This window comes from Granulicoccus phenolivorans DSM 17626 = NBRC 107789 = JCM 15570 (assembly GCF_000423085.1).
GTDB classification, from domain to species: domain Bacteria; phylum Actinomycetota; class Actinomycetes; order Propionibacteriales; family Propionibacteriaceae; genus Granulicoccus; species Granulicoccus phenolivorans.
Genome location: NZ_AUHH01000014.1, coordinates 67483 through 88689, shown reverse-complemented (window position 1 = coordinate 88689; position 21207 = coordinate 67483). Strand labels below are relative to the sequence as shown.

Annotated in this window: 20 protein-coding genes; 7 read left to right on the top strand and 13 right to left on the bottom strand. The window is 69.7% G+C overall.

Annotated elements, in window-relative coordinates; genetic code table 11:
- Positions 1-409: 409 nt before the first annotated feature.
- Together sucB and G531_RS0107575 are read right to left on the bottom strand one after the other, a co-directional pair.
- On the bottom strand, positions 410-2242 hold the full coding sequence (gene sucB, locus G531_RS0107580) for a 2-oxoglutarate dehydrogenase, E2 component, dihydrolipoamide succinyltransferase (protein WP_026926780.1): 1833 nt from the start codon (positions 2240-2242) through the stop codon (positions 410-412).
- Positions 2243-2389: 147 nt separating this feature from the next.
- A complete protein-coding gene (locus G531_RS0107575) occupies positions 2390-3898 on the bottom strand; it encodes a leucyl aminopeptidase (protein WP_245630526.1) in 1509 nt (502 codons plus the stop codon).
- A gap of 271 nt (positions 3899-4169) precedes the next feature.
- On the opposite strand from G531_RS0107575, the gene gcvT reads away from it, so the two are divergent.
- On the top strand, positions 4170-5285 hold the full coding sequence (gcvT, locus tag G531_RS0107570) for a glycine cleavage system aminomethyltransferase GcvT (RefSeq protein ID WP_026926778.1): 1116 nt from the start codon (positions 4170-4172) through the stop codon (positions 5283-5285).
- Between the two features lie 70 nt (positions 5286-5355).
- Here the strand turns inward: gcvT and G531_RS21210 are convergent, their stop codons facing one another.
- Positions 5356-6552 (bottom strand): flavin reductase family protein, encoded by a 1197-nt coding sequence (locus tag G531_RS21210; protein WP_035758178.1) that lies wholly within the window; start codon positions 6550-6552, stop codon positions 5356-5358.
- Between the two features lie 59 nt (positions 6553-6611).
- A complete protein-coding gene (locus G531_RS0107560) occupies positions 6612-8075 on the bottom strand; it encodes an MFS transporter (RefSeq protein ID WP_026926777.1) in 1464 nt (487 codons plus the stop codon).
- A 270-nt stretch (positions 8076-8345) separates the two neighbouring features.
- On the opposite strand from G531_RS0107560, the gene G531_RS21205 reads away from it, so the two are divergent.
- Genes G531_RS21205 through G531_RS0107545 form a run of 3 tightly spaced genes read left to right on the top strand, consistent with a single transcriptional unit; the run spans position 8346 to position 10684 of the window.
- On the top strand, positions 8346-9659 hold the full coding sequence (locus tag G531_RS21205; protein WP_081683924.1) for an amidase family protein: 1314 nt from the start codon (positions 8346-8348) through the stop codon (positions 9657-9659).
- A 15-nt stretch (positions 9660-9674) separates the two neighbouring features.
- Positions 9675-10040 carry a hypothetical protein gene (locus tag G531_RS21200; protein WP_211221795.1) on the top strand — a complete coding sequence of 122 codons (366 nt, stop codon included), beginning with the start codon at positions 9675-9677 and terminating at the stop codon, positions 10038-10040.
- A complete protein-coding gene (locus tag G531_RS0107545) occupies positions 10037-10684 on the top strand; it encodes a response regulator transcription factor (protein ID WP_026926776.1) in 648 nt (215 codons plus the stop codon). Before G531_RS21200 ends, G531_RS0107545 begins: the two co-directional genes overlap by 4 nt.
- 122 nt (positions 10685-10806) lie before the next feature.
- Here the strand turns inward: G531_RS0107545 and G531_RS0107540 are convergent, their stop codons facing one another.
- The 7 genes from G531_RS0107540 to G531_RS0107510 form a co-directional block, all read right to left on the bottom strand.
- Entirely contained in the window at positions 10807-11757 is a 951-nt protein-coding gene (locus G531_RS0107540) for a PDR/VanB family oxidoreductase (protein WP_026926775.1), read from the bottom strand.
- Positions 11758-11848: 91 nt separating this feature from the next.
- The gene (locus G531_RS0107535; protein ID WP_217996389.1) at positions 11849-12646 is read right to left on the bottom strand and encodes an SDR family NAD(P)-dependent oxidoreductase; all 798 of its coding nucleotides are present in this window, start codon (positions 12644-12646) and stop codon (positions 11849-11851) included.
- Complete coding sequence (locus tag G531_RS0107530; protein WP_026926773.1) at positions 12643-13131, bottom strand: aromatic-ring-hydroxylating dioxygenase subunit beta; 489 nt, start codon at positions 13129-13131, stop codon at positions 12643-12645. Before G531_RS0107530 ends, G531_RS0107535 begins: the two co-directional genes overlap by 4 nt.
- Positions 13128-14411 carry an aromatic ring-hydroxylating oxygenase subunit alpha gene (locus G531_RS0107525; RefSeq protein WP_026926772.1) on the bottom strand — a complete coding sequence of 428 codons (1284 nt, stop codon included), beginning with the start codon at positions 14409-14411 and terminating at the stop codon, positions 13128-13130. The genes G531_RS0107530 and G531_RS0107525 overlap by 4 nt, the downstream gene beginning before the upstream one ends.
- A gap of 41 nt (positions 14412-14452) precedes the next feature.
- On the bottom strand, positions 14453-15001 hold the full coding sequence (locus G531_RS0107520; protein ID WP_081683923.1) for a nuclear transport factor 2 family protein: 549 nt from the start codon (positions 14999-15001) through the stop codon (positions 14453-14455).
- 7 nt (positions 15002-15008) lie between these two features.
- Positions 15009-15374 carry a hypothetical protein gene (locus G531_RS0107515; RefSeq protein ID WP_026926770.1) on the bottom strand — a complete coding sequence of 122 codons (366 nt, stop codon included), beginning with the start codon at positions 15372-15374 and terminating at the stop codon, positions 15009-15011.
- A 36-nt stretch (positions 15375-15410) separates the two neighbouring features.
- Positions 15411-16610 (bottom strand): acyl-CoA dehydrogenase family protein, encoded by a 1200-nt coding sequence (locus tag G531_RS0107510; RefSeq protein WP_051215207.1) that lies wholly within the window; start codon positions 16608-16610, stop codon positions 15411-15413.
- A gap of 205 nt (positions 16611-16815) precedes the next feature.
- Between G531_RS0107510 and G531_RS0107505 the strand changes: the two genes are divergently transcribed.
- On the top strand, positions 16816-18336 hold the full coding sequence (locus tag G531_RS0107505) for an ATP-binding protein (protein ID WP_211221794.1): 1521 nt from the start codon (positions 16816-16818) through the stop codon (positions 18334-18336).
- A 27-nt stretch (positions 18337-18363) separates the two neighbouring features.
- On the opposite strand, the gene sigJ is transcribed toward G531_RS0107505, so the two are convergent.
- Positions 18364-19296, bottom strand: a complete 933-nt coding sequence (gene sigJ / locus G531_RS0107500) for an RNA polymerase sigma factor SigJ (protein WP_081683922.1) — start codon at positions 19294-19296, stop codon at positions 18364-18366.
- 131 nt (positions 19297-19427) lie between these two features.
- Between sigJ and G531_RS0107495 the strand changes: the two genes are divergently transcribed.
- On the top strand, positions 19428-20234 hold the full coding sequence (locus G531_RS0107495; RefSeq protein ID WP_051215206.1) for an SDR family oxidoreductase: 807 nt from the start codon (positions 19428-19430) through the stop codon (positions 20232-20234).
- A gap of 9 nt (positions 20235-20243) precedes the next feature.
- Here the strand turns inward: G531_RS0107495 and G531_RS0107490 are convergent, their stop codons facing one another.
- A complete protein-coding gene (locus G531_RS0107490) occupies positions 20244-20441 on the bottom strand; it encodes a hypothetical protein (RefSeq protein ID WP_026926765.1) in 198 nt (65 codons plus the stop codon).
- A gap of 176 nt (positions 20442-20617) precedes the next feature.
- On the opposite strand from G531_RS0107490, the gene G531_RS24460 reads away from it, so the two are divergent.
- Positions 20618-21184, top strand: a complete 567-nt coding sequence (locus tag G531_RS24460; RefSeq protein WP_051215205.1) for a DUF4870 domain-containing protein — start codon at positions 20618-20620, stop codon at positions 21182-21184.
- Positions 21185-21207 lie beyond the last annotated feature (23 nt).

Here is a 21207-nt window from a genome sequence, read left to right as displayed (position 1 = left end):
CGCTGCTGGCGTCGCTGCCCGACACGAGCCTTCGCTTCTTTCGGGGGTGGGCCGACTCCTGCCCAAGGAGCGTGCCGAGGGTCCCGGGGAGCGAGTCGAGATTCCGGGCAGCGAGCCGAGGGTCCCGGGCAGCGAGCCGAGGGTCCCGGGTGGCGAGCCCACCCCCGGTCCAGCGAGGCAACACCCCGGGGAGCGTCCGCTGCTGGCGTCGCTGCTAGACACGAACCTTCGCTCCTTCTGATCCCCGCCGGGTACGGGTCACCCGGTCTGCGAAGTTGTCACGGGCAATGGGCCGGGTGAGGGATCGGTCGCGGGAAGGCGTACCCCCGCGGCCGGTCGGCAAAGCCGAAGGGCCGGTACCCGATTGGGTACCGGCCCTCAGGTGCCGATCGGATTCAGCGGATCCGGCTCACAGACCGAACTCGGCGCCGAAGTCGCCCTCCTCCAGGCGCGCCTTCACCGTGCTCAGGAAGCGGGCCGCGTCGGCCCCGTCGATCAGCCGGTGATCGTAGGTGAGCGAGAGGTACATCATGTCGCGGATCGCGATGACCTCACCCAGGTTCGGGTCGGTGATCACCATCGGCCGCTTCACCAGCGCACCGGTGCCGAGGATCGCGACCTCCGGCAGGTTGATGATCGGGGTGTCCATCAGGGTGCCGGCCGACCCGTAGTTGGTGATGGTGAAGGTGCCACCGGTCAGGTCATCGGGGGTCAGCTTGTTGGTCCGCGTCTTCGCGGCCATCTCGTGGATCTGCTTGGCCAGTCCGCCGATGTTCAGGTCGCCCGCGTTGCGGATCACCGGCACCAGCAGGCCCCGGTCGGTATCGACGGCCATGCCGATGTTCTCGGCGTTGGCGTAGGTGACGGTGCCCGCCTCGGTGTCGATGGTGGCATTCACCTTCGGGAAGTGCCGCAGCGCCTCGATCGTCGCCTTGGTGATGAACGGCAGGTAGGACAAGGTGGCGCCCTCGCGTGCCTTGAAGGCGTCCTTGACCTGGGCGCGGATCCGGGAGATCCGGGTCAGGTCGACCTCGACGGTCGCGGTGAGCTGGGCGCCGGTCTGCAGCGACTCGACCATCCGCCGGGCGATGGTCTTGCGCAGCCGGGACAGCTTCTCGGTGGTGCCGCGCTTGGCGACCGCCTCCGCAGAGGGAGCAGCAGACGCCGCCGGGGCAGCGGCTGCCGGAGCGGTCGCTGCCGCGGGAGCGGGGGCCTTCGCTGCAGCCGCGGCGTCCAGGACGTCCTGCTTGCGGATGCGCCCACCCACTCCGGTGCCCTGCACGGTGGCCAGGTCGACGTTGTTGTCGGCGGCCAGCTTGCGTACCAGCGGGGTGACGTACGCCGAGGAGTCGTTCTTGCTGCGCGGGGCCACGGCCGGGGCGGGGGCCGCCTGGGTGGCCGGAGCCGATTCGGCGACGGGCGCGGCCGGTACCGGGGCAGCAGCGGGAGCCGCCGCCGGGGCAGCGGCGGGAGCCGGCGTGGGTTCGGGGGCGGCGTGTCGGGGTTCCGGCTCCGGGGCGGGTGCCGGCGCGGCCTGCGCCGGGGCGCTCGGGGCGGGGGCGCTCGCCGCGGGGGCGCTCGCCGCGGGGGCGGCGTTCGCATCACCGATGATCGCGAGCACGGCGCCCACCTCGACGGTGTCGTCCTCATTGGCGCGCAACTCCAGCACGGTACCGCTGACCGGCGAGGGAACCTCGGTGTCGACCTTGTCGGTGGAGATCTCGACCAGGGCCTCATCGGTCTCGACGGTGTCCCCGACCTGCTTCAGCCAGCGGGACACAGTGCCCTCGGTGACCGATTCGCCCAACTCGGGCAGCTTCACCTCGGTGCCGGTCGCCGGACCTGCGGCCGGAGCGGTGGCCTGCGGGGCGGGGGCCTGCAACGCCGGAGCGGCGGGGGCCGGCTCGGGCTCGGGCTGCGGCTCGGGAGCGGCCGGCGCGGGAGCCGCGGCGGCGGGCTCGGCCGGGGCGGCCGGAGCGGACCCGGCGTCCGCGGGAGCTTCGCCCGCTTCGCCGATCACCGCGAGGACGGCGCCGACCTCGACGGTGTCGTCCTCATTTGCCCGAATCTCGAGGAGCACGCCGGCTGTCGGACTGGGAATCTCGGTGTCGACCTTGTCGGTGGAAACTTCGAGCAAGGGCTCGTCAGCCTCGACCCGGTCTCCGACGGCCTTGAGCCACCGGGAGACGGTGCCCTCGGTGACCGACTCGCCGAGTTCGGGAAGGGTTACGGAAGTCGACATGGGTAGAGACTCCTCCAAGACGTGGGATCTGCTTGTCTGCCACCCTATCTTCCACCCCGGGCGCCGGTTTTCGCGCCCATCCCGGAGTTTCGGCCGGAGCGGTGCCGGGTCACGGCGCGAACCGCGACCCGGCGCGTCCCGCGGGGCTCAGGCCTGCATGCCGCGGGCGAGTTCGATCAGCGTACGCACGCCGACGCCGGTGCCCCCGGGCGAGTTCTCCCCGCGGGCCTTGTCGGTGAACGACGGACCGGCGATGTCGAGGTGGGCCCAGGCGGTGTCGGCAGCGACAAAACGGCGCAGGAAGGCGGCCGCGGTGGAAGCCCCGCCGTACCGGCCGCCCGAGGACTTCAGGTCGGCCACCTTGGACTCCAGTTCCTCGGCGGTCTCGGCCGGAATCGGCAGCGGCCAGCCACGCTCTCCCGCCGCCTCGGTGGCGTCCTGGACCCGTCCGGTGACCTCCTCGGAGTCGGAGAAAATCCCGAAGGCGTTCATCCCCAGAGCGACCATGCAGGCACCGGTGAGGGTGGCGACATCCACGACCAGGTCCGCCTGGTCGGCGTTCGCCCGGGCCAGCGCGTCGGCCATCACCAGGCGCCCCTCGGCGTCGGTGTTGGCGTTCTCGACGGTCGTGCCGCCGTACATGGTCAGCACGTCCGAGGGCCGGTACGCCGTGTCCGACGGCAGGTTCTCCGCCATCGCCGCGTACGCCGTGACGTGAATATCGAGCTCCAACTCCGCGATGGCCACGGTCGCGGCGATCACAGCGGCGGCGCCGGCCATATCGCTCTTCATCGTGTACATTCCGTCGGCGGTCTTCAGGTCCAGGCCGCCGGCGTCGAAGGTGATCCCCTTGCCGACCAGCACCAGGTGGGCCTTGGCGTTGCGCGGGGCGTACTCCAGCCGGGTCAGCCGAGGGAGGTGAGCCGATCCGCCACCGACGGCGGTGATGCCGCCGTAGCCCTGGGCGGCGAGTTCCTCCGGGCCGAGCACCTCGGTGGTCACCTTGGCGCGACGCGCGTGTGCCAGCGCCTCCTCGGCGAAGGTCTCCGGGTAGAGCAGGTTGGCCGGCGCGTTCACCCATTCCCGGGCGGTCAGCTGGGCGCCGGCGATGATCGCGGCCTGGGTCACCTGGTCAGTCAGCGCGGACTGTTTGCCGTCGGCCTGCTTGGCATCGGCGACCACGGTGATCTGCTCCACCGGTGCGGTCGATGGCTCGGTCGAGACCAGCCCGGCATAGGTGTAGCTGCCCAGGACCGCGCCCTCGGCGACCGCCCGGACCGTCTCCGGATCGTGCGCGGCCAGGGCCACGGCCACCTTCGTCGCGCCGGCCGACCGGGCGGCCCGGACCCCCGTCGCGGCGGCGGACCGCAGGTCCGACAGCGACGCGGCTCCCTCGCCCAGGCCGACGGCCAGCAGCTTGGTGCCGTCCACCGACGGCAGCAGCGTGGTGGATCCGAGTTTCGGTTTGGCCCCCAGGTCCTCGGCCAGCGCGGCCGGATTCTGCCCCACCTTCTTCGTGTATGCCTTCACCAGCGACTCGGGCAGGCCGGGGATCACCGGGGACTCACCGTCGCGGGTGAACCCGACGACGACGATGTCGGCATCCTCGCGGACCGACTTGGCCAGGGACAGCGTGGGCAGGGCAGGAGTCAGCACAGTATTCCTCTCGGTGCACGATCAGATCGCTGTCAGGCTACCCCGGCGCCCCGCCGCGCCTGCCGGCTGCCGGGTCAGGAGCCCGAGGTGGGCCGATCCTGCCACCAGAGGATCGATTCGGGCCGAATTCGGCCGATCTGAGTCATCTGGAGTCAGGATCGGCCCACATTCCCGAGTAGACCTCGCACCGATCAGCCCGAGGTGATGACCCGCCCCGACCCATCCGTGCGGCTCGTGTAACTTGCTGCGAAACCAGCCCGAAGGAGACCCCATGGCCGAGCAGCCTCAGTCGGATCAGCTTCTGCACTCGCCGCTGCATGAGCGGCACGTCGCCGCGGGGGCGAAGTTCGCCGAGTTCGGCGGCTGGGAGATGCCGCTGGAGTACGCCGGCGTCCTGGCCGAACACACTGCGGTCCGCGAGGGGGTCGGCATCTTCGATGTGTCCCATCTGGGCAAGATGCGGATCACCGGCCCGGGCGCGGTGGCCTACGCGAACACCGTGTTCACCAATGACCTGGCCAAGATCGGGCCGGGCCAGGCCCAGTACACCCTGCTGTGCAATGCCGAGGGCGGCGTGATCGACGATCTGATCGCCTACGAGTTCAGTGCCGAAGAGCTGTTCTGCATCCCGAACGCGGCCAACACCACCACCGTCTGCGGGGTGCTCGCCGACAGCGCCCCGGCCGGGATCACCGTCACCAATGAGCATCGGGACTTTGCCGTGATCGCGGTCCAGGGCCCGAAGTCCGATGAGACGCTGGCCGCGCTGGGCCTGCCGGTCGGCCACGACTACATGCGCTTCGCCCAAGCCACCCTGAACGGGATCGACCTCACTGTCTGCCGGACCGGTTACACTGGCGAGCGCGGCTACGAACTCGTCTGTGCCTGGGCCGATGCGGTTGCGGTGTGGGACGCGGTGATCGAGGCCGGGCAGGCGTACGGGATCGCCCCGGCCGGGCTCGCCGCCCGGGACACCCTGCGGACCGAGATGGGGTACCCGCTGCACGGTCAGGATCTGAGTCCGACGATCAGCCCGGTCGAGGCCCGCACTGGCTGGGCGGTCGGCTGGAAGAAGGAGACCTTTCACGGCGCCGAGGCCCTGCGCGCCCAGAAGGCGGCCGGCCCCAGCCGGATCCTGCGCGGGCTGAAGGCGACCGGCCGCGGCATCCCGCGTCCGCACATGGTGGTCCGCAACGCCGCCGGGGAGCAGGTCGGGGAGGTCACCACCGGCACATTCTCCCCGACGCTCAAGGTCGGGATCGCGTTGGCGCTGCTCGATTCCGCGATCACCGAGGGCGACAGCGTCACCGTCGATGTCCGCAAGCGCTCGGAAGCCTTCGAAGTCGTCAAGCCCCCGTTCGTGACCCCCGGGGTCCGCGCGGACTGACCCCGGCGGACGCCCGGGCCGCCCGCACCGATCTGCCGGTGCGGGGCGGCCCCGACCGGGGCCGTTCGGCTCAGCCCGGTACGCCCGCGGCGAGCCGGTCGCTGATCCGGGCAGCGGTCGCCAGGGCAGCCCGGATCCACTCCTGGATCTGGGCACCGCTGGCCACCGCGGGAAGCTGTGAGACCCGCAGGGTGAGCGTCATCTCACCCGCCGAATCCCGTAGCGGGACCACGATGCTGCCCGGATGGTAGGTCGCCTCCGGCACCAGTTCGTGCGGGGAATAGTCCACCACCGAGTTCTGCAGCCGCTGTTCGAGCTGCCGCTGTTGCTCGGGGGTGACCAGGCCCGACCCGTACATCCGGGCTGCGGTGTAGAAGTCGGAGTACGCCGTGGCGACGTCCTCATCGGGCAGCAGGGCGATCAGGTAGCCCTGCTCGCGGCACAGTTCCAGCCGCTCCCGACAGATCCGAACGAACTCTTCGGGGGCACCGCGGGTGTGGCTGAACCAGGCCTCCTGTTCGGCCTGCGGGGCGTAGGCCATGTAGGTGTCGCCGATCGGGGGCACCATCGGAACCCGATCGGCGAGCCCGTCGCCGACGTTGATCCCCGGGCCGGCGGCGGCCGCGACCGCCGCCAGCTCGTTGCAGTTGACCGCGGTCAACAGGGCCACCTCGCAGTGGATCCCGTCGGCCAACTCCTGCAGATCATTGCGGGCCACTGCCGCACTCTGCACCGCACCGATGATCCCGTCATCGATCCGGGCCACCAGCGACGGCATGATGAACGTGCCGTACCCGCGCTGGAAGAAGATCAGCGGGGACACCGGATTGTGGATCGCCATGTCGCGTACGGTGCACATGGCGATCCAGTGATCCCCGGCCTCGATGGTGTCGGTGAGGCGGACATCCAACCAGGCGACCGACCCGGCCAGGACCGGATCGCCGGAGGGGGAGGGGAACCAGTCCAGGTCGCGGAACTTGTCCTCCCGGCGCGCCACGATGGTGCGGCATACCTCCTCCTGATCACCGGACAGGATGTTGATGCACAGCGACTCGCATTCCCGCAGCCGGGCAAAGGTGCCGGAACTGCGCATCGGCAGGAAAGCCACCAGGGCCGGCTCCAGCGATACCGAGGTGAACGTGCCGACGATCATCGCCAGCCGTTCGCCGTCGGCGGCGGTGCCGGTGACCAGCACGACGCCGGTGGGGTAGTGGCCGAGTACTTCGCGAAGCTTGGCCCCGTCCAGGGAGGTGCTCGTCGCAGTCATCACAATCCTTTCGTCAGGCTTGGTTCGTCATACCCGGGGGCAGGTCGGGCGGTACGCGATCAGGCGGCGGACTTGTCGATCAGGTGGTTGCGCTGCAGCCGCCGACCGGTCGGGCCGGGGCGCAGGAACAGGGCCGCCATCACGCCACCGATCAGCAACACGATGCCGGTGATGGTGAACGCCTGGTTCACCCCGGTGGCCATCGCGTCGGCCATCGCGGGCGTGATCGGCTGGCCCTTGGGCGCGGCGACGTAGCCCGCCTTCGACATCAGCCAGCCGACCAGGGTCGGGGAGACGATGGCGCCGATCGAGGCCACGCCACCCAGCGTCGCCATCAGGATGGGCCGCTGCTTCGGGCCGACCACGTAGCCGAGCGCCGAAGCGGTCATCGGGTACGCCAGGGAACAGCCACCGGCGATACTCAGCAGCGCCACCGCCACCATGCCGCTGGTGTGCGGGACGGTCAGGAACGCCACCCCCGCGATGATCGCGGCGATACCGAACGGGACCGAGATCGCCGCCTGGACGCTGCGTCCCCGCTTGAGCAGACGCTGACCGATCAGGCCGAGCAGCAGCAGGACACCGGCGCCGATGAGCCAGGGGAAGGTGGTGACCACACCGACCTGCTGCAGCGGCAGGCCGATCACCGCACCGAGGTAGTTCGGCAGCCAGGTGGTCAGGAAGCCCTGCACCCAGAAGTTCGAGAAGCCACCGATGACCGCGGCCAGGAAGGTCAGGTTCAGCAGTGCGGCACCGACCTTCACCGGACGGTAGCGATCCACCCGGGTGGCCTCGTCGACGGGCGCGTCGGTCGCGGTCGCCGACTCGGGCAGGGCCGGGGCCTCGGCAGCCTCGGCAGCCTTGGCGCGGGCCGCCTTGCCGCTGCCGGCGAACGGTCCGTCGGCACCGAACAGCAGCCAGGCCACCACCCAGATGAACCCGATGATCGCCAGGAAACCGAACGCCGAACGCCAGCCCCAGGTCAGGATGACCCAGGCCAGGACCGGAGCCGCCACGACCGGGCCCAGGGTGGAACCGGCCGCGATCAGGTTGCTCGGCAGGGCGCGCTGCTTCGGCGGGAACCAACCATGCGCCGAGGTCAGCGACATCGCAGTGGCCGGCCCCTCGGCGCCGCCCAGAATGATCCGGGTGACCAGCAGGACGGCCGCACCGCCGCCCAGCAGCATCGGCACCTGGGTCACCGCCCACACCACGCCCATCACCAGCAGGATCCACTTCACCGAGAAGCGGCTGGCCAGGAACCCGGCGACGATGGAGACCACCGCGTACAGGAAGAAGAAGGCGCTGCCGATGAAGCCGAACTGAACCGCGCTCATCCCCAGTTCGCTCATGGCCTGCGGTGCCACCAGCCCCAGGACTGCCTTGTCGGCGAAGGCGACGATCTGGAACAGCACCAGCAGCGCGGTGATGATCCAGGCGCGGGTACTCATCCTGCGCAGTCCGGTCGGTTGGCTCTGTGGTCCGGACGGGGTATTGGTCTGTGGGTCGGTTACGGCAGACACCGGATCTCCTTCGTTGGGTCTCAACCTTGAGACAGGGCCCCTGGGACAGGCCTGCGGGCCCCTGGGACAGGCCTGTGGCAGGCAGCCTAGGAATCGTTTACCTACTCCGACAGGGGAGAATCCTTTACTTTCCGCGACCGGGAATGTATGGCAGCCTCACCGAGTGTGATGGTCCGTCCCGTGCCCACCGGCGGGTGCGGACCCCTGCCCCAGGCGGTCACCGAACCGAGGTGGCCGACCGCTGAGGACTCGGACCAAGGAGTGAATGCAATGGTGCAACAGCCTGTCGATGATGCCGGCGAGCTCCGTCCCGGAGCGCCGAGCCGTACCCCGTTGCGTGACCTCGTCGCCGAGGCGTACGCCTCCGGCACCGGCGCCCGGGACTGGCTGCGGACCACCGAGGACGCGATCGGCGCCCGGGAAGCTGCGGTGCACGCCTGGGTGGTCCACCGCGACGCCGCGACCGCCGATGCCGCGGCGCGCGACGAGGACCGGGCCGAGGAGTTGCCGCTGTTCGGGGTGCCGCTGGCGGTGAAGGACATCATCGATGTGGCCGGGCTGCCGACCCGCTGCGGCAGCACGATCCCCGACGGCGCCCCGGCCGCGGAGTCGGCTGCCTGCGTACGCCGGCTCGAAGCCCTGGGCGCGGTCGTGGTCGGCAAGACGGTGACCACCGAGTACGCCTATTTCGCCCCCGGCCCGACCGAGAACCCCGCCGCCCCCGGACACACCCCCGGTGGGTCCTCCAGCGGATCGGCCGCCGCCGTCGCAGCGGGCATGGTCCCGCTGGCCCTGGGCAGCCAGACGGCCGGCTCCCTGACCCGGCCGGCGTCCTACTGCGGAGTGGCCGGGATGGTCCTGGCCCACGGCGCCGCCGACCTGGCCGGCATCACCGGCCTGAGCCCCTCGCTGGATTCGCTGGGCCTGCTGGCCGGCAGCGTGGACGACCTCGAGTACGCCTGGCGGGCCTTCTCCGGGGAGCAGCGAGTGGCCCGGGCCAGGGGCGCCCTGGGCTGGTGGGGATCCGACCTGGACACGCTGGATCCGGCGATGCGGGATCTGATGGCCCGGGCCCGCGGCATTCTCGGTGCCGAAATGCTGGTGGAGGAGTTCGACTGGGACGACCATGTCCGGACCCTGGCCGGCGATCATCCGGTGATCATGAGCTACGAAGCGGTCCGGGAACGCCCCGAGGTGGTCGCCCGCAGCGCCGAGGTGAGCGAGCCCCTGGCGCGGCTGCTCAGCGACGGAGCCGAGGTCAGCGACGCCGAGCACGAAGCGGCCCTGTTCCGCCGGGATCGGTCCCGGGTCGAGCTCGACGCGGTCCTGCCCACGGGCCAGGTGATCGTCGGACCGGCCGCGGTGGGGCCCGCTCCGCGCGGGCTGCAGGCCACCGGCTCACCCATCCTCAGCCGCCCCTGGCAAGCCCTCGGTCTGCCGGTGGTCACCGTTCCCGGGGCCCGGAACGCCGCCGGTCTGCCGCTCGGCCTGCAGGTCATCGGTCGCCCCGGTGAGGAGGCCGAGATCTATGCGGTGGCCCGGCTCCTCGGCGACCAATTGGCCGACTTCCGGACCTCGAACTAGTACAGAAGGAGACCCATGCTCACCCCACGACCCACCAATCCCCATCGGATGTTCCTGACCTGCTACGAGGACACCCTGAACTACGGCTGGCACCACGTGGACCTGTTCGTGCACGACGAGTTCGGTCGTGAAGTGAACTGGGTCCACTGGGGAGTGGCCGAGGACGGACCCGCACCGGCGGATCGATCGGTGACCTCGGTCGAGCCTGACCTGGTGCGGACCAGCGACTGGACCCGAGGAGTCAGCGCCGCCGGCGTCACCTACTGGACCGCGGAAGCGGCCTGGCGCAACGACCTGGCCGACGACGCGGCGGATGATCGAGACGCCGCGCCCGCCGACCCCACCGCCCCGGCTCCGGCCGACGGGGTCGCAGGCCGGTGACCGCATCGACGACTCCTCCTGCCGTCCCCGGCGCGACCTCGGTCTATGTGGTCGACGACGATCCCGACCTGCTCGAATCGGTCTCCTGGCTGCTGGACAGCATCGGCGTGGCCTGCACCACCCTGGATTCGGCCATCGCCTTTCTGGATGAGTACACCGGGGATCATCCGGCGCTGCTGATCCTCGATGTCCGGATGCCCCGGATGAGCGGAACCCGGCTCCAGGAGGAGCTCAACAAGCGGTTCCCGTTCGTGGCGATCATCTTCGTCTCCGCCCACGGGGACATCAAGATGTCGGTACGCACGATGCAACTGGGGGCGATCGACTTCCTGGAGAAGCCGTACGAGTCCCAGCAGCTGCTCGAGGTGGTGCAGGCCGGGATCGAGACCGCCCGCGAGCGCTTCGAGGAGCACCGGGAGCGGGCGGAGATCCAGGCCCGACTGGACAGCCTCACCCCGCGGGAGAAGGAGATCCTGAACCTGGTCGTGGAGGGGCTGCCCAGCCAGAACATCGCGCGTCGGCTCGGGATGAGCGTCAAGACCGTCGACGTCCATCGGGCCCGGATCAAGCAGAAGACCGACGCCGAGTCGATCAACACCCTCGTCCGCGACGTGCTCCGCTATCGCGCGGTGATCGGGGACTGAGCAGCGCCCCGGGCCGTCACGTGGATCGGTCCGGGGCGTACGGGCGGCGGTCCGGGACAGCAGAACGCGCGCAGGGCCCGACCACATGGTCGGGCCCTGCGCGTGTGTGTGGACGCGGTGGATCAGAAGTAGTCCAGGGTCAGCGTCGGCGTCTTCGCGCGGGACACGCAGACCGCGATCTGCTCCCCGGCCTCCTTCTCGGCCTTGGTCAGCACGTTGTCGCGATGGTCGGGGACCCCGGCCAGGACGGTCATGATGCACGTCCCACAGATGCCCTCCTGGCACGAGGTGTCCACATCGACCCCGCCCTCCTGCAGCACGTCGACGATGCTGCGGTCGGCCGGAATCTCGTAGGCAGTCCCCTCGAACTCCACGGTGAAGGCCGTGTTCTCCGAGGCATCCGGCTGCGCCGCGGCCTCGAAGCTCTCCTGGTGAACATGCTCGGCCGGCACATGCTGCTCGGCCACCTCCCGGACCAGGTCCATGAAGCCGGCCGGGCCACACATGTAGACGTGCGAATCCGCCGGCAGATCGGTCAGCGCGCGATCCAGCACCGGCCGGTGCTCGGTGCGTGGCAACCCGAGGTGGGTGTGCAACTTCTCCGGGCAGCGCTCCTGGAGCAACGGCAGGAAGGCCGCCTCCTCGCTGCTGCGGGCGAAGTAGTGCAACTCGAAGGAATGATCGTGGACATCCATCCAGCGGGCCATCGACAGCATCGGGGTGATCCCGATCCCGGCGGCCATCAGCACGTGGTGCCGGCCCTCGGGATGGACGCCCATCAGGTTGCGCGGCTGGCTGATCTGCACCACGTCGCCGACCTGCAGATCATGCAGCGCCGCGGAGCCGCCGCGGGACTTCTCCTCGCGCTTGACCGCGACGGTGTAGGAGTCGGGGTCGTCGGGCGTACTGCACAGCGAGTACTGCCGGGTGACCGCGGTGGGCCCGACCACGTCCACGTGCGCGCCGGCCTGGTAGACCCCCAACGGTTGCCCGTCGACCCGCTCGAAGCGGATCGACTTGACCGTCGGGGTCTCATCGATGATCTCGGCCACGCGGACCTCAAGCATCTTCATGGGCCGTTCCTTCCTGTCCTGATGTGTGGGGGCCCGGAGCCCGAACGACGGGCGTCCGGGCTCCGGGGGGTGGGCATGACGCCGCGGGCCGTCAGCGGAGGTACAGACCGCCGTTGACGTCCCAGCACGCGCCGGTGACGAAGGCCGCGCCGGCACTGGCCAGCAGCGCGACGACGTCACCGATGAAGGCGGGCTCACCGAGCCGGCCGACCGGAATCCCGGCGACCACGGCGGCCAGCTTGTCCTCGGGAACGGTGCGATGCACGATCGGCAGGTCGTGCGGGCCCGGGGACACCGCATTGACCGTGACGCCGCGCCCGGCGAGTTCCCGGGCGAAGACCTTGGTCAGCGTCAGGATCGCGCCCTTGCTGGCGGCATAGTGCCCGCCGGTGGCCGTTCCGCCGTTCTGTCCGGCCAGCGACGCCATATTCACGATCCGGCCGTACCCGGCCTCGGCCATCGCCTGCCCGAAGACCTGGCAGCCGGTGAACACGCTGGTGGCGTTGATGTCCAACACCTTGCTGAAGTCGGCGACGGCAAGGTCCATCAGCGGTTCGGCCTGGGTCAGCGCCGCATTGTTGACCAGGATGGTGGGCGTACCCCACAACTCCCGGACCTGCCCGAGCGCCGCCTCGAAGTCGCCGCGCCGGGAGACGTCGAGCTTGGCGCCCACGGCGCGCTCCCCGGAGGGATCCAGGGCCGCGGCGGTCCGCTCGGCGGCCGCCGGATCGAGGTCGGTGACCAGCACCCGGTGGCCGTCGGCCAGCAGCCGGCGGCAGATATGTACGCCCATCCCGCCCGCTGCCCCGGTGACCACGGCGATCCCGCCGGTGGGGTTGCCGGGCGCGGCGGCCTCGCCGCCGGTGGCCGCGGTGTCCGGCCCGGTCACAGCAGGAATCCGGAAGCGTTGACCGGGTCGTCGCTGTTCAGCAGCCGGACGACCTTCTGGGCGATCCGGTCGCCATCGGCGGCCAGGGCGATGTGGTGGGTGAGGTTGGCCCCCAGCAGGTCGTGCCGGTTGCGCTTGTAGGAGCACAGGATCTGGCTGGAGCGGATCACCACCTCGGTGTCGCTGACCCGGTCGGCGTTGAACCGGCTGACCGTGCGGACCGTACGCGCCGCCGCGACCGCGGAGGGGGAGTAGCCCTCGACCATCCGGGCCACCCGCATCCGGCGCATCCGGTCATCGTCGAAGACCATGTTCAGCGAGGATGCGAAGTCCTCGGTCTGCGGATCGATCGGGATGACGTACTTCGCCTCGGGGGTGTAGAGCTCCTGCCAGGCCTGGTAGTCCTTGGTGTCCAGCAGTTCCGCCTCGTGCCAGATCAGCGCGATGGCCCGCTGGATCCGGGAGTCGTTCAGTTCGATGCTCACTTGTCGTCCTCCACGCTCATCATCTTCTGCCACTGGTAGTACGCCTCACGCATGCCGCTCTCGTCGGTGACGTGCGAGGTCGGCCAACCCTCGGCGGAGACCTCTTCGCGGTTCAGGCCGCGGTTGACCAGGATCGGCATGGCCGGGTCGGCGGTGCTGCCGATCTGGACGCGCTCCCACCCCTCCGCGTCATCGGGGGAGCCGAAGCCGAACGGGCCCTGGAAGTGCTCGTGGATCCGCAGCCGCTCCTGGTTCACGTACTCCGGGCCGCCGTCCATGCCGATCGCCATGTGCCAGATCTCGGTTTCATTCACCGAGATCGGGATCAGGACCCGGAAGAAGGACAGGCTCATCGCCACGTTCGGGAAGGTATTCAGGTTGAACCCACACCCGTGCATCGAGCGCATCATCCGCCGGATCGTGGGAGCGTCGTAGCCTTCGGCGGTCAGCTGGTCCACCAGGTGCTGGAACCGCGGCTGGATCTCCTCGGTGCCGTCGTCCACGTCGAGGTCGGCGTGGGCCGGGGTCATGATCGCGACGCTGTGGCCATTGCCCAGGGCATGGGTGACCGAGGCCGGGTCATTCATGAACGACATCATGTCGGCGGTCTCGGAGTCCACCGAGACCATCCAGGACTTGTGCACCATCGGGAAGTGATAGCCGTCGGAGGTGTTCTCCAGCTGGATCTTCCAGTTCCCGCGGAAGCGGAACTTGTGCACCCCGATCACCTTGGCGTCATAGCCGTTGGTCTGCTTGAAGAAGCGCTGCATCCACAGCTTCGCGTCCCCGAGGAAATCCTCCAGGGGTTCGGCGTCCTCGTTGAAGGTGGCCCAGATCATCCCGAGGTAGGACTCGGTGCGCAGCGTCCTCAGCGGGTAGTCCGCCTTGTCGACGGTGCCCTCGTAGCCCTCCGGGTAGGGGATGCCGCGCAGTCGGCCGTCCAGGGCGTAGGACCAGTTGTGGTATGGACAGGTGAACCCGTTGGCCTTGCCCTTGGGCACATCGCACACGGTGGCGCCGCGGTGCCGGCACCGGTTCAGCAGGGTGTTGAAGTTGCCCTTGCGGTCGCGCACCACGATCACCGGCTCGAGGCCGACCTGGGTGGTCTTGAACGAGCCCGGCTGCGGGATCTCGCTCTCGTGGGCGACCCACACCCAACTGCGGTGGAAGATCTTGCGCATCTCCTCGGCAAAGATCTCCGGGTCGGTGTAGAGGCGTCCCTCGACGCGGTCGGCCGAGACCAGATCGGCGTACGTGGCTGGTGTCACGGTGTTGGTCATGTCCACTCCTTCTTCGGTAGCTGGGTGCGACCCCGGCGAGGTCAGCTCGTGATGGTGAGTTCGGCGGCAAAGAGCCGCTCGGTGGTGAAGCGACTGATCCGGGCCACCGGTCCCGCGTCGGTGCGGTCGATGACCAGCTCGGCCCGGATCCGGGCACACAGCAGGTCGGCCGAACCGTCGGCGTAGTGGGACAGCTGCTGCATCAGCCAGCCGCCCCGGGCCCGGTCGCCGTCGATCCGGATCTGCTCGCTGCCCAAGAGGTGGGCGTTGCTGCGGAAGTGCTCCGCGGGCGGTAGATAGCCCGCGACATGGGCAGCCACCGCGTTGCGGCCCCGGATCGCGCCGAACTTTCCGGCGTACGCGGGGCCGATCCCCTCCCAGGTGGCCTGCGCGGTGAACAGGTCGGTGAGCTCGGCCAGGGCCGCGGTACGGGTGTCCGGGTCGGTGAACGGCCCCGGGACGTCGCACAGGTCGAAGTAGCGGCCCAGGCAGGTCCGGACGGCCTCGATCGCCTCCAGGTTCGCCAGCCGGACGCGTACGTCAGCCAGGTCGCGGTCGTCCCGGTCGGGTTCGGCTACCTCGTGGGTCATCTCCGGGTCAGTCGGTCTTGACGTCGGGTCGCACGGTCAGCGCGCGGCCGATTCGGGCTTCGATCTTGGCGTACTTCCACAGGGCGTCATCGCCGAAGACCTCGGTGGTTCGGAACAGGTTGCAGGCTGCCTTGACGGTTTCCTGGTCCCGGACGTCGGCCAGCACATAACAGGTCCACGGCCAGCCGTCGGACGGGCCGACCATGTGGGCGTCGTCGTCGATGTTGCCGAGGACGTCGACCCCGTCGAGGTCCTCCATCGCGGCGAGCATGCCGGCGAAGGCCTTCCACACCACCCCGATCTGAGACTTGGGCAGGTCGAAGAAATTCTGGTTGATGCCCATGCAGAACAGGACGCGCAGGGGTTCGGACATCGTCGTCTCCTTTCGGTTTGCGGCCACGGGGCCGGATCAGGGGAAGCTGGGGATGGTGAGGTCGGCGCCGAGCAGGACCGCGCCGGCGGCCTCGATCGTGTTGGTCGCCAACATGGCGTGCTGGGCGGGGACCAGGGAATCGCGGACGAAGCGCTGCAGGGGGTGCTTGTTGTAGATGGCGCCGGTACCGGTCAGGTCGAACGCGATCTGGACGACCTCCCGGCCGACGTGGGCGGCATTGCTGGTGGCCAGCCGCAGCAGGGCCTTGTCCTTGTCGGTGATCGGGTCGCCGGCCACGGCCAGGTCCCAGATGCGTTCGGTCTCCTCGTAGAAGAAGGCACGCGCCGAGCGCAGCTTGGCCTCGGCCTGACCGATCCCGAGTTGGTAGGTGGGCCGCATTCCCTTGGCGTTCCCGCCGGTGATGCTGCTGCGCGCCGAACCGACCTCGAGGCAGTAGTCGACCGCGCCCCGGGCCGCACCCAGCGCGGTGATCGCGAGCACCTGGGCGGCATAGGCGAGGGTGGGGTACCGGTTCAGCGGTTCGTCGATGAGGGAACGGCCGCCGCGGACGAAGGTCTGCTCGCTCGGCACGAACACGTCGTCGACGTGGACTTCGTTGGAGCCGGTGGCGCGCATCCCGACGACATCCCAGTTCTCCTTGATCGTCACCTGGGTCGGATCGAGCAGCGCGGTCAGCGGCTTACCGCCGGACTCGGGGCCGCCCTTGAGCCCGACCCCAAGCACGTCGGCGCCGGCGCACCCGGAGGCGAACTGCCACACCCCGGTGACCCGGTAGCCGCCCTCGACGGCGGTGGCCTCCTGCATCGGGAACAACCCACCGGCGAAGCAGAGGTCGGGCCCGGCGGCGTAGATCTGCTCCTGGGTGGCCAGCGGGAGCGCCCCGAAGTAGCTCAGCGCCGACCCGAAGCTGGCCACCCAGCCGGTCGCCGGGCAGATGGTCGAGATGGTCTCGATCTGCTCCAGGAAGCGCGCCGGCGCCACGGCGTCGCCGCCGAATTGCGCGGGGGTGGAAGCCCGGTAGATCCCGGCCTGCTTGAGCAGCCGGATGTAGTCCTTGGGGACGAAGCCCTGCTCGTTGAACTCGTCGCGGCGGTCACGCAGTACGGCGAGGGCGTGGTCGAAGGCCGCGTCCCGGGCCGGCCCGATGGGGGCTGCTACGTTGCGGTCCGCACCTCCGCTCAGGGTGAGCGTCGCTGTGGTGGCTCCGGCCGTCATGACTACCTCCGTTGGTGTGGCTGCTGGCAAGCCCAAGCGTAGAAATCGGCGACCGGACGCACTATTGGGACTTTTCGCGCTCCGGCTAAAGGTTTCCCCACACCGGGTGACGTCGGCTTCGTTCCGGGCGGACGGTGTAGCAGGCTGGGGCCCAACCCTCGACCGGCGGGATTCTCGCGCCGGGGTGAAATCAGGAGTGTGCCCGGTGAACTCGAGCAGCGTGTTCCCCAGTGGGACCGACTATCAGGCCATGGTGGAGCACACCGAGTACGGCATCCTGATCCACGAGGCGCGATCGAAAAACATCCTGTGGGCCAACCCGGCGGCGTGCCGGATGTTCGGCTTCACCCTCAGCGAGTTGCGTCCCCTGAAGGCCCACCACATGTCGGCCCAGGAGCAGGCCTATCGCCGCGCGATCGGCGTCTCCTGGCTGCAGGACGCGGTCAACCACGGGGTCAGCCGGCGCCGCTGGAAGTACCGCTCGAAGGACGGGAAGAACTTTCTCACCCATGCCGTGGCCACCCGGGTCGACTTCGCCGACGGTCCGGTGGTGATGGTCGAGTTCCGCAGTATCGACCAGGAGGTCGAGCGGGAGGCCGAACTCAGCCGGGCCTCCGACTACCTGATGCGGATCATGGATTACGCCAGCGCGGGGATCCTCCTGCTGGACGACGAGGAACGCATCGTGGACACCGGGGGCAAGAGCTCCGAGGAACTGTTCGGGCGTACGCGGGACCAACTCATCGGCCGCCGCCTCGACGAGATCGCCACGGTGCGGCATCGCGCGGCCACCCTGGTCCCGCCGGAGCCCGGCCGCCCCCGCGAGGTGCGCTTCGAGGTGAACCTCGAGGGTGGCACGCGCTGGTTGCTGGGCAATATCGAGGTGGTGGAGCACGATGGGATCAGATCGACCATGGTGACCGTGCGGGACATCACCACCCGGACCCAGATGGAACGGGAGAACCAGTACCAACAGGCCAACCTGCAGTACATGGCGCGCTACAACGCGATGGGTGACATGGCGATGACCATCGCCCACGAACTGGGCCAGCCCCTGGCCGCCGCGGGAAACTACCTGAAGGGGCTGTTGGCCCGCCAGGACGGGGAGCGGCTCACCCCGGAGAGCCTGCGGTACGGGCTGGACCAGGCCCAGCGCCAACTGGGTCGGGCCAGCGACATCGTGGCCAGCGTGAAGCGCTACGTGCAGCGGATCGAAACCAGTTCCGGTGACCACGATCTGTCCGCGATCGTGGCCGAGAGTCTGTACTTCGTGCGGCTGCGGGCCGCCGACCGGGGCGTTCGGGTGGAGGTCGAATCCTCGGCCGAGCCGCTGCTCATCCAGGGGGAGCAGATCCTGATCGGCCAGGTCGTGATCAACCTGTGCATGAACGCCATCGACGAGGCGGGGCAGCCCGACTGTCCGGAGAAGCGGATCGTGGTCCGGACCTTCGCCGCCGACGGGCAGGCCTGCTGCTCGGTGACCGACTGGGGGCGGGGGATGGACCCGCAGACCCTGGAACGTCAGGTCGCGCCGCAGGTGCTGGCCCCGCCGGGGGAGTGGGACAGTGCGGCGGCGAAGGCGTTCTCCCGCAAGCAGGGTGGCTCGGGCATCGGGCTGGTCCTGTCGCAGCGGATCCTGGAGCGCCATCACGGCACCCTCGGGGTGGAGAACAACCATCCCCGGGGGACCGTGTTCACCCTGCGGCTGCCGTTGCACGAGGGCTGAGACAAGACTCCGAACTCCTCGTGAGGGCTACCACTGGGTGAGCTTGGCCGGGTTCCGGATCAGGTAGACATCGGTCACCAGGCCGGCGCTGACGCTCACCGAGACGATGCTGTCGGCCGCCCCGTCCTGGGCCACCAGCACCGACAGACCGTCGCCGGTCACCGTCGGCAACAGCGTGGCCGTGGTCCGCTTCTGCAGCAGGCCCAGCAGGAGTCGGGCCACCCGGTCGGGGCCGACCACGGGATTGCGCGCGGCCGAGACCACGCCGCCACCGTCGGAATGGGCCACCACGGCCGGATCGAGCAGGGCCAGCATCGCGGTCAGGTCGCCGGTGCGCGTCGCCGTCACGAACGATCGGAACACCGCATCGTGTTCCGCTCGGGTGGCCGGCCGGGGGCGGCGATCATGGATGTGCCGCCGGGCCTGCGAGCTGAGTTGGCGTACGGCTTCGGGGGTGCGGCCGACCGTCTCGGCGATCTCGGCGTAGGGCACCGCGAACACCTCGTGCAGCACGTACGCCACCCGCTCGGCCGGGGTCAGCTGCTCCAGCACCACCAGCAGGGCCGTCGAGACCGAGTCATCCAGGCTCACCCGATCCTGGGGATCCATCGGAGGCTGCGGGCCGGGCAGCGCGTCGCCGGGGATCGGCTCGGGCAACCATTCCCCGATATAGCGTTCCCGCCGGGCCCGGGCGGAGGTGAGGTGATCCAGGCAGACGCGGCCGGCCACCCGGGTGAGCCAGGCCTCGGGGTTCTCGATCTCGGAGCGTTGCTCGGCGGTCAGCCGGTACCACCGGGTATAGGTCTCCTGGACCGCATCCTCGGCATCCGACATCGTGCCGAGCATGCGATAGGTCAATCCGAGCAGCGAGCGACGCTCGGCGGCGGCGCCGGTCAGGTCATCGGGGCCGGTCAACTCATCGGGGCCGGGCAGGTCGGCCGGCTGGTCCGGGTCGGTCATGGCGGTCCCTTCGTCGGGTGCTTGGGTCCAGTCGACGCCACCGGCGGGCAGAATGCGAGAGGGAACGAAAAATCCGGCGGACAATTTCGGTTGTTTCCTCACATTTCGGGCGGCTGCGTCGTCTAGTAGGTATGAGCACACAGCCACATCTGCACGACCACTCCGCACCCGGCTCCGAGCCGACCCGGACCCTCACCATCGCGGTGCTGGGCGGCACCGGCACCCTGGGCCGCCCCACCGTGGCCGCGATCGCCGCCGCCGGCCACCGGCCGATCGCCCTCAGCCGCGCCTCCGGGGTCGATGTCACCACCGGCGCGGGTCTGGACGAGGCGCTGACCGGGGTCGATGTCGCGATCGACGCCAGTGGCGTCCGCACCCTGTCGGGCAAGGTGTCCACGGGCTTCTTCGAGTCCGCCACCCGGCACCTGCTTGCGGCCGCGCAGCGCCAGGGGGTCCAGCACGTGGTGGCGATCTCGATCATCGGAATCGACCGGATGCCCTACGACTACTACCTCGGGAAACTGGCGCAGGAGCGACTGATCGAGCAGGGAGAAACGCCGTGGACCATTCTGCGGGCCGCCCAGTTCCATGAGTTCGCCCGCAACCTGTGGGACGCCGGGGCGGTCGGCCCCCTGCATCTGGCACCGCGCGGACCGGCCCAACCGGTCGCCGCTGCGGAGGTCGCCGTGCGCCTGACGGAGTTGGCCGTCGGACCCGCCCAGGGGCGGACCGCCGATCTGGCCGGGCCGCGCCCGGAACGGCTCGAGGACATGGTCGTGGCCTATGCCCGCAAGCGGGGCTACCGCGGCTGGTTGCCCCGGATCAATGTCCCGACCAAGCAGATGCGCGCGATGCGGGCCGGTCTCGGGCTGCCCGGCCCGGACGCGGTGCTGGGGCGCCAGACCTTCGCCGAATGGCTGGCGACGGTCGAGGAGTGAATCCGGCCGCTACTGCGGCAGCAGACTCATCGGGCCGTACACCAGGCGGTCCTCCTCATAGAGCGTCACGCTTGCCAGACCCTGCTCGAGCAGTTCCTCGAAGTTGGCTGAGAGCCACTCCTCGGCCTCGGCCTGGTCGGCGAAGCGGGCCTCGAGCGGCGTTGCCCCGGAGCCATCGGCGTTGGTCGATGCGTGCCATCCGAACATTGGAAGTTCCCCCTTTTGGTGCCCGATCCCGGGTTTTGGTGCCCGATCCCGGGCGGTCGGCCGCGGTCGGTGGACCGGTGTCGCGTGGTCGAGCCCCAGCGTACGGCCCGGGACCCGCTGCGGGGGTAGGGTGACGCCCGAATCTGCCCTGCTCGTGGGCAGGCAGAGGAGTGACGGTGTCCCAGTTCCCGCAGTACGGCCAGCAACCGGAGTACGGCGTACAGCCGCAGTACGGTCAGCAGCAGTATGGCCAGCAACCGCAGTACGGCCAATACCCGCAGTACATCGAGCCGGGGGGCGGCACCGAGTACCCCGATTCGGTTCCCGGGTACGGCGCCGGCTACACCGCGGCGACGTACCCGCAGCAGGTCCCCCGACTCTCCGAGATCCCGCCGCTGACCCCGATCCCCGGGATCGATCCGGCCGACATCGCCCAGAACAAGGACCTGGCCGCGTTCGCGCACTGGGGCACGATCTTCCTGGGCTTCCTCGCTCCGGTGATCGTGCTGCTGGCCAAGCCCGATTCCAAGTACGCCCAGGTCCACGCCAAGGAGGCGCTGAACTTCGGGGTCTGGCTGCTGATCGGCTACGTGGTCAGCGTCCTGTTGTGGTTCGTCATCGTCGGGATGGTGATCACCGCAGGGCTGCTGATCTATCAGCTGGTCGCCTCGATCGGTGCCGCCGGCGCCGCCCAGCGCGGCGTGATGCCGCGGATCTGGATGCCGTTCCGGGTCACCAACTGACCTTCACCGACATACCTCGGCGC

Coding starts and splice junctions, on each gene's coding strand:
- G531_RS0107520 (WP_081683923.1), bottom strand. CDS start 15,001: ATGACCCACGAGGTAGCCGAACCCGACCGGGACGACCGCGACCTGGCT.
- G531_RS21205 (WP_081683924.1), top strand. CDS start 8,346: ATGGTGCAACAGCCTGTCGATGATGCCGGCGAGCTCCGTCCCGGAGCG.
- G531_RS0107525 (WP_026926772.1), bottom strand. CDS start 14,411: ATGACCAACACCGTGACACCAGCCACGTACGCCGATCTGGTCTCGGCC.
- G531_RS0107510 (WP_051215207.1), bottom strand. CDS start 16,610: ATGACGGCCGGAGCCACCACAGCGACGCTCACCCTGAGCGGAGGTGCG.
- G531_RS0107495 (WP_051215206.1), top strand. CDS start 19,428: ATGAGCACACAGCCACATCTGCACGACCACTCCGCACCCGGCTCCGAG.
- sigJ (WP_081683922.1), bottom strand. CDS start 19,296: ATGACCGACCCGGACCAGCCGGCCGACCTGCCCGGCCCCGATGAGTTG.
- G531_RS0107515 (WP_026926770.1), bottom strand. CDS start 15,374: ATGTCCGAACCCCTGCGCGTCCTGTTCTGCATGGGCATCAACCAGAAT.
- sucB (WP_026926780.1), bottom strand. CDS start 2,242: ATGTCGACTTCCGTAACCCTTCCCGAACTCGGCGAGTCGGTCACCGAG.
- G531_RS0107490 (WP_026926765.1), bottom strand. CDS start 20,441: ATGTTCGGATGGCACGCATCGACCAACGCCGATGGCTCCGGGGCAACG.
- G531_RS21210 (WP_035758178.1), bottom strand. CDS start 6,552: ATGACTGCGACGAGCACCTCCCTGGACGGGGCCAAGCTTCGCGAAGTA.
- gcvT (WP_026926778.1), top strand. CDS start 4,170: ATGGCCGAGCAGCCTCAGTCGGATCAGCTTCTGCACTCGCCGCTGCAT.
- G531_RS0107540 (WP_026926775.1), bottom strand. CDS start 11,757: ATGAAGATGCTTGAGGTCCGCGTGGCCGAGATCATCGATGAGACCCCG.
- G531_RS21200 (WP_211221795.1), top strand. CDS start 9,675: ATGCTCACCCCACGACCCACCAATCCCCATCGGATGTTCCTGACCTGC.